Here is a 6,494-nt window from a genome sequence, read left to right as displayed (position 1 = left end):
TGGGTACGCCTTCCGCTGGGCGGTCTACCGGTGGATCGACGGCGCGCCCTACGACGAACGCCTCATCGACGACGAACGCGACGCGGCGAGGACCCTGGCGGAGTTCGTGCGGGAGCTGCGTGCCGTGCCGATGGTGAGGGACGCGCCGCGCGCAGGTCGCCGCCCGCTGCGGGAGCTCGACGCGATGACACGCGATGCCCTCGAATCCGCGCGGGATGTCATCGACTGCGCGGCTGCGTTGGCTGCCTGGGATCGCGCGCTCGAAACCCCGGCGTGGAGCGGCGAACCGGTATGGATCCACGCCGATCTGCTGATGCCGAACCTGCTCGTGAACGCAGATCGGCTCGCTGCCGTCATCGACTTCGGCAGCGCGGGGATCGGCGATCCGGCGCACGATGTCATCCCCGCGTGGAGCGTCTTCGGGAGCGCTGGGCGAGATACGTTCCGGCGGACGCTCGACATAGACGATGGCACGTGGAGCCGGGCGCGCGGGATCGCCCTACACCAAGCGGTGATCGCCATTCCGTACTACGTCGAGACGAACCCCGGCTTCGCGGCGCTGGCGAAGCGCACCGTCGAGCAGGTCGTCTTCGAGATACGGTAGGTGCGACGACGGACCCAGCGCGATCCAGGCTGAGCCGGAGATCATGATCGTGAGTACCGGGGCCGAGACGCTGACCAAGGTTGAGGGTGCTTGCCCTGCCTCTGATCCACGAGCGTCCGAGCTCCCAAACGAGAAGGGCAGATGCAGCAGCCTCACTGGACATCTACCACGAGGATTGTCGGTGATGCGCTCTACTGTACGAACACGGCGTACGGCGGGATGAGCTCAGCATAGTAGCGGGTGTGTCGCGTGGATTCGTTGTTCGGTTCGTTCGTCCGTGGCGATCCGCTCCGCATGAGACATGCTTTGTCGGTACGGCCTTTGACATAGTCCTCGGCGGGGTTGCCACGACTTGGCCCGACGCCAACGTCGTACTCGTTGAGGGGGATGTCCAACTCCCCGGCCTGTATCTCTCCCAAGACTAGTGCGAACTTTGAGCCAGTGACGATTGCGCCTTTGGGCAGATCGTGCCATTCCTGGCCATCGACTGAGTACTGGGTTGCTGGCTCGATGATGGGAGCGGCTCTGGAGTCTATTGGTTCCATGACGAGTAGAATCCTGCCAGAATGCTGCACTGCCTTCTCGGCAAACGGTTGTACATGCTTTGTAGGATGGCACGTGTTCCCACCGTATCCCCAGTAGATCCTGCCATCGCTCTCGAACTCCAGGTGTTTCCGCGACAGGATCGCATCCCATGTTTCATTCGCATGGTTGCCGACCTTCATGAACACGAACGCGTTCGGTAAGGCTGTCACTCTACTGTTCCTCCTTGCCCAAGTGGCACTAGTTCCGGGCAGCGGCCTGGCACATCTTTGACATACTGAGTGTTCAGATCCTTTGCCGTCCCGTAGAAATCCCGGAGAGTGCCCTCGGGTAGAGCAGCACTCTTGTACGACAACACACCTGGATCGTCCGTACGCTCGCAGTGAATCAGACAAGACGTGAGGTCCGGATCATCATCGAGCGCGTACTTGTGGAGCCTCGGGGCCATTGCGGCAATGCGGAAGGATGCCGCAAGCAACTGGCGCTGAACACTAAGCTGTACGGCATATGTCCACTCGTGTTCAGGAGAGTCGCCTATGACAATGCATCCTCTGGCCAATCCGCCCATCGCCTCGATGGCACGCTGGACGAACGCACGAACACTGGCTCCGCCATTGCTCGCACCCCAGGGGGGATTGGTGTAGAAAGCATTAAACATGGACCAATGCTGCTTGGGTAGCGGGTCAACGACATTATAGCGCTCGGCACGGATCGCCTGATTGTAGGAGAGCCTACTGGCGAAGCCGTTGATTGAGTTGACTACTCTCTCATCGAAGTCCAAGACTGTTACATGCTTCGGCCCATTTGCGACTAATCCTCTGCGGCTACAATGAGTGAGTGCCAGTCCAATGCCATCACCATCACCAACAAACAGTACATTTCTGTCCTGTAACCAATGACTAAGTGCACAGACCTGGTACACCATGTCTGGCTCGTTCATGTATATCTGGTCGAACTTTCGCAAGGGCTCTGGGCGATTCCGTACCACTTCCCCTATCGCGGAGAGCCGACGCTCGTATTCAGGATCGTGGCACATCAGTTCCTCGCGATCTCAAAGCATGTATCAGGTTCAACATTTGATCGGTTCGCGGCGGGAAAAGACTGCGGACAACTATCGATGCCATCGCCGCGATCTCAGCGAACACTGCCACAAGGAATGTCCGAGAAGTCCATGCATCGACGGTTAGTAACCCAAATCCCGTCAATGCGTACGCAACATTGATCAGGACCATCTGGCCCGTAATGACAATCATCAGCCACGTTGCATATCGCTTCCTCAGGTCTCTGTCCTGATTCTGTTGCGCACTCCATTCCCGTAGTACTGTGTGTAGCCGGTGACTGGCGTCACGGATGCCCGTCAGTTCGCCATATGACTGGATGTCCTCAGACGTTAGTTTGGGCCCAACCCTCACTCCGCGGCTGCCAAATAGCCGATCAAGTTCCTCCAGTGGATCGTTGTCAGTCGTCATTACTCAAGCCCAAGCTGATTCACCCGGATGCCCATTGCCTCTTCAGACACGTTGAGTGCTTGCGCGAGTTCACGTATTGACCTGACAACTTGCCATCTCTTTCTCACTTCATCCTCGGGCATCAACAATGCAGCAGCAAACATGTTGGCTTGAATCTCACGTCGCCTGGCCACTGCGACCGTGGTCTGGCCTTCCGGTGCCTGACTGAACAGCGTGCGCTCGTAATCGACAAACTCGTCCTCCTCGTCGATGTGGCCAAGGAAGAAGTGCCCAAGCTCGTGGGCGATTGTGAATCGCTTGCGGTATGGTGGATCATTGTCGTTGACTAAAAGCAGACAGACTTGTCCTCGTTTGGCGATCATACCAACTATAGTGGAATCGAGGAACGTGGCCGCGTGTACCTTGATCCCCGCCATGTCCGCCAACACGATCGGATCAACCGGAGCACGGGTGAGCCCGTATTCGCGCCGAAGCGCCTCGGCTTGGGCCTCGATGGTCGCCCGATCCATGTACGGAACATCGCGATCTGCGGCTGTCATCGAACTACTCCGTCGCTCGACACCGTATTCGCTTCCAGTAGAGTAGCACGTGCTGTTAGAGTAGCACGTGCTGTCCAGCAGCGCACGCCAACGGAAGGCGGACACTCGCGCCCTGTTGGCGCAGTCGTCGCCGTGGCACAACGCAGCCTGCTCTGTCGCGCTGGCGAAGCGCACCGTCGAGCAGGTCGTCTCGGACTGACGGATGGGACGTCAGATCGCCCGTCCCGCCGCCTTGAGGATAACGAGCGCATCCGCTGTGACGAAGGGATTGCTCTTGCGGCGGCTCGACCCGCCCCAGTCCACGATGGACACGCCGTTGTCGCGGGGATCGCTGGGTCGGTAGTGCCGCGCCTCCGCCGAGAACCCGCCGTCCGGAAGCCGTTTCGATTCGAGCAGGTCGAGCGCATCGGCGCACCGAGGGTCGCCGATGGACCCGCACTCCGCCATGACCTTCAGACCGCACAGCGCGTCGTAGTGCCCGTAGGCGGGATAGTGGAGCGTGATGAACGCGTCCTTGATCGGTTCTCCCGTGCTCTTCCGCTTGTAGAGGGATCGCGTCAGGAAGAGCTCCGACGCGCGTTCCGCCGCCGCCCGCGACGCCGCAGTGGGTAGACCTCATCGACGGCAGGGATGCTTGGCGGGTTCGGCACTCGCGGTCATTCTTGTCGTTCCGGAGGATGAACGATGAACCGTACCGGACAAAGTCTCCACGGTCTGTTGGCACTGGCGCTGGTTTGTGGATGCGCCGTCCGGGCGAGTATCCGGGCATCCTGCTCCCCAGCACGACGCACACGGTCGTCGAGCGGAACCACTGCGTCGAGGACCCGGCTCAACCGATGCAAAGCTGGGGAACCATCGAGGGCGGCGACTCCAGCGACAACTCGCTGATCGGCAACGTCTGTGAGGCGAACCTGCTCGGCTCGGTCCGCACCACCGGAGAGCGGACGACCCTTCAAGACGCCAGCGACTCGCCGACTTTGACGCGTCCCACGACCACACCTATAATCGCCTCGTTTCGCGGTCCGGAGAGGCGTAGGAACCCAAGGAGCGTCCCACAATGGCTCTCAACGTCGCCATCATCGGGTGCGGCGGCATGGCTGGCGGTCACCTCAACTCCTACATCAAGATCAAGCAGACGGAACCCGACAAGATCGACCTGACCGCCATGTGCGATCCGGTGCGGCAGAACGCCGAGAACTTCGCCGACCGGGTCAAGGAGGCGTTCGGCAAGCGCCCGACGGTCTACACCGACGTCGACGAGATGCTGGCGAAGGAAGACCTCGACGGCGCCGACATCTGCTCCCCCCACTCGCACCACCACATCAACGGCGTCAAGTGCCTCGACAACGGCGTGAACATCATCGTCGAGAAGCCCATCGGCATCACCGTCCGCGCGACCGTCGCCATCATGAACGCGGCTCGCCGCAACGGGAAGATCGCCGCGACCGCCGAGCAGATCCGCCGCATGCCCAGCCGACGCGCGTCCAAGTGGCTCATGGACAAGGGCATGCTGGGCGAGATGCGCATGTTCATGTCCCAACACGCGAGCTGGCGCGATCACAAAGACACCGACCGATGGCACTGGCGGCTCGACCTGAACTACAGCGGCGGCGGCATGGTGATGGACTCCGGCGCGCACTACTGCGACACGATCCGCTATCTGTTCGGCGACCCGGAGAGCATCTACGCCCGCGTCGAGCAGCTCGAAGACCTCAAGGTGACCAAGGGCGACGAGGTCGTCAAGAACCACCACGAGGACACCTGGTTCGCCACGATCAACTTCAAGAGCGGCGTCATCGGGCTCTGGACATGTACCTGGGCGGCTCCCGGGGCGAACCTCAATCGCGTTGTCTACTACGGAACCGAGGGCGCGCTCGTGGACGGCGGCGACATCTTCCACGGGCCCTTCGACAACGCGAAGATCGTCATGAGGGACGGCACCGAGATCCCGATGGAACAGATCAAGAAGGACTACCTCGCCAGCCTCAGCGAGGAGGAGCGGAACCGGCTCTTCCCGCACGGGTTCGAGGACGGCGTCCTGCTAGAGTGCTACGACTTCGTCGACGCAATCCAGCACAACCGCCCCGTCGAGATTCCGGCGGAGATCGGGCTTCGCGCGAAGTCCATCGCCATCGGCATCTACGAGTCGGGAGCGCTTGGGCAGGCGGTGAACTTCGACGACATCGTCGATGGCAAGATCCGCGTCTACCAGAAGCCCATCGACGACCACTGGGGGCTATAGACGCTCATCGACCGGTAGCTGCGCGGAATGGCAGATCCGAGCAGAACGAGATCGGGGCGGATCACTCGCCGCCGAGATGAACCATTCTGCGCGACAGGTTCGCGTCAGTCGGCGTCGCCGCCGCGCGAAGCCCGCAGAAGCGTCTCCTGGACGAGGAGCTCGTGATCGAGCGTGCGGTCGGGCAGTTGCTCGCCTCGGATCGCCGCGACGAACGCGACCACGTCGTCCACGTAGCGCGGCTTGTTCTCGACGGGGACGACCTGCCAGCCCTTCTTCATGCCGTCACGGTCGGCGTCGAGACAGACACGGAGCTGCGCCGGTTCCAGCGGCTCGATGATCGCGCTGCCCCGCGTTCCGCAGACCTCGAACCGACGGCACGCGAAGGGCTCCACCTCCATCGCCGACGATTCGAGCATCGCCATCGCGCGGTCGTATTCGAACACGGCGAGCGTGTTGTCCGCGAAGCCCGGCGTGATGCCCAGGTCGTTGCGCAGGAACGACGTGACGCGCTTCGGCTTGCCGAGCATCGCCACGACGATGTCGAGCAGGTGGCAGAGCAGCTCGAAGAGGATGCCTCCCTCGTGCCGCGCCAACTGCGCCCGCACCTCCGGCGAGCAGTGGGTGGACATTCGCCCGCGCACGGTGAACACGTCGCCGAGCGAGCCCGACGCAGCCAGATCGAGCACCTTCCGGAACGCATCGCTGTAGCGAAACATGTAGCCCAACTGGACCATCAAGCCCCGCTCGCGGGCGTCGTCGATGATCGCGCGGACCGTCGGCAAGTCGTCGCCGGCGGGTTTGTCCAGCCAGACGTGCTTGCCCGCGTCGATCGCATCTCGCGCGAAGGCGAGGCTCTCGTGGACGGCTCCCTCGACGGCGATGGCGGTGATGGAGTCGTCGGAGAGCATCGCGTCGGCAGAGGCGAACCAGCGGACGTCGGTGTAGGGCGGGCGTCCTGAGACGCGCTCGCGGTTGGCGGCGGACGGCTCATAGACGCCGACGAAATCGACGTCGGGGTTCGCCTGAAGGACGGCGGCGTGTCCCGACGCGTGAGCGTGGGAGACGCCGTATTGCGCGATGCGGATGGGTTGGGTCAT

General features: G+C 62.1%; 7 protein-coding genes. 2 read left to right on the top strand and 5 right to left on the bottom strand.

Annotation, left to right across the window (positions count from 1 at the left end; all coding sequences use genetic code 11):
• Positions 1-604: phosphotransferase (locus FJZ36_17350; GenBank protein MBM3216667.1), on the top strand; the 604-nt coding region annotated here is incomplete at its 5' end.
• Between the two features lie 191 nt (positions 605-795).
• Here FJZ36_17350 and FJZ36_17345 read toward each other — a convergent pair.
• The 4 genes from FJZ36_17345 to FJZ36_17330 form a co-directional block, all read right to left on the bottom strand.
• Positions 796-1,359, bottom strand: coding sequence for a hypothetical protein (locus FJZ36_17345; protein ID MBM3216666.1), 564 nt, complete (start codon positions 1,357-1,359; stop codon positions 796-798).
• On the bottom strand, positions 1,356-2,183 hold the full coding sequence (locus FJZ36_17340) for a putative methyltransferase (GenBank protein ID MBM3216665.1): 828 nt from the start codon (positions 2,181-2,183) through the stop codon (positions 1,356-1,358). Before FJZ36_17340 ends, FJZ36_17345 begins: the two co-directional genes overlap by 4 nt.
• Positions 2,184-2,615: 432 nt before the next feature.
• Complete coding sequence (locus FJZ36_17335) at positions 2,616-3,155, bottom strand: ImmA/IrrE family metallo-endopeptidase (GenBank protein ID MBM3216664.1); 540 nt, start codon at positions 3,153-3,155, stop codon at positions 2,616-2,618.
• A 210-nt stretch (positions 3,156-3,365) separates the two neighbouring features.
• Positions 3,366-3,602, bottom strand: a complete 237-nt coding sequence (locus FJZ36_17330; protein ID MBM3216663.1) for a hypothetical protein — start codon at positions 3,600-3,602, stop codon at positions 3,366-3,368.
• 610 nt (positions 3,603-4,212) lie between these two features.
• Between FJZ36_17330 and FJZ36_17325 the strand changes: the two genes are divergently transcribed.
• Positions 4,213-5,397: a Gfo/Idh/MocA family oxidoreductase gene (locus FJZ36_17325; protein ID MBM3216662.1), complete on the top strand. Its 1,185-nt coding sequence runs from the start codon at positions 4,213-4,215 to the stop codon at positions 5,395-5,397.
• 104 nt (positions 5,398-5,501) lie between these two features.
• Here FJZ36_17325 and FJZ36_17320 read toward each other — a convergent pair.
• A partial coding sequence (locus FJZ36_17320) for a Gfo/Idh/MocA family oxidoreductase (GenBank protein MBM3216661.1) occupies positions 5,502-6,494 on the bottom strand: 993 nt, incomplete at its 5' end.

This window comes from Candidatus Poribacteria bacterium, from assembly GCA_016866785.1.
Classification (GTDB): Bacteria; Poribacteria; WGA-4E.
The sequence above is the reverse complement of the archived record's forward strand: the minus strand, read 5'-3'. Positions and strand labels throughout refer to the sequence as shown.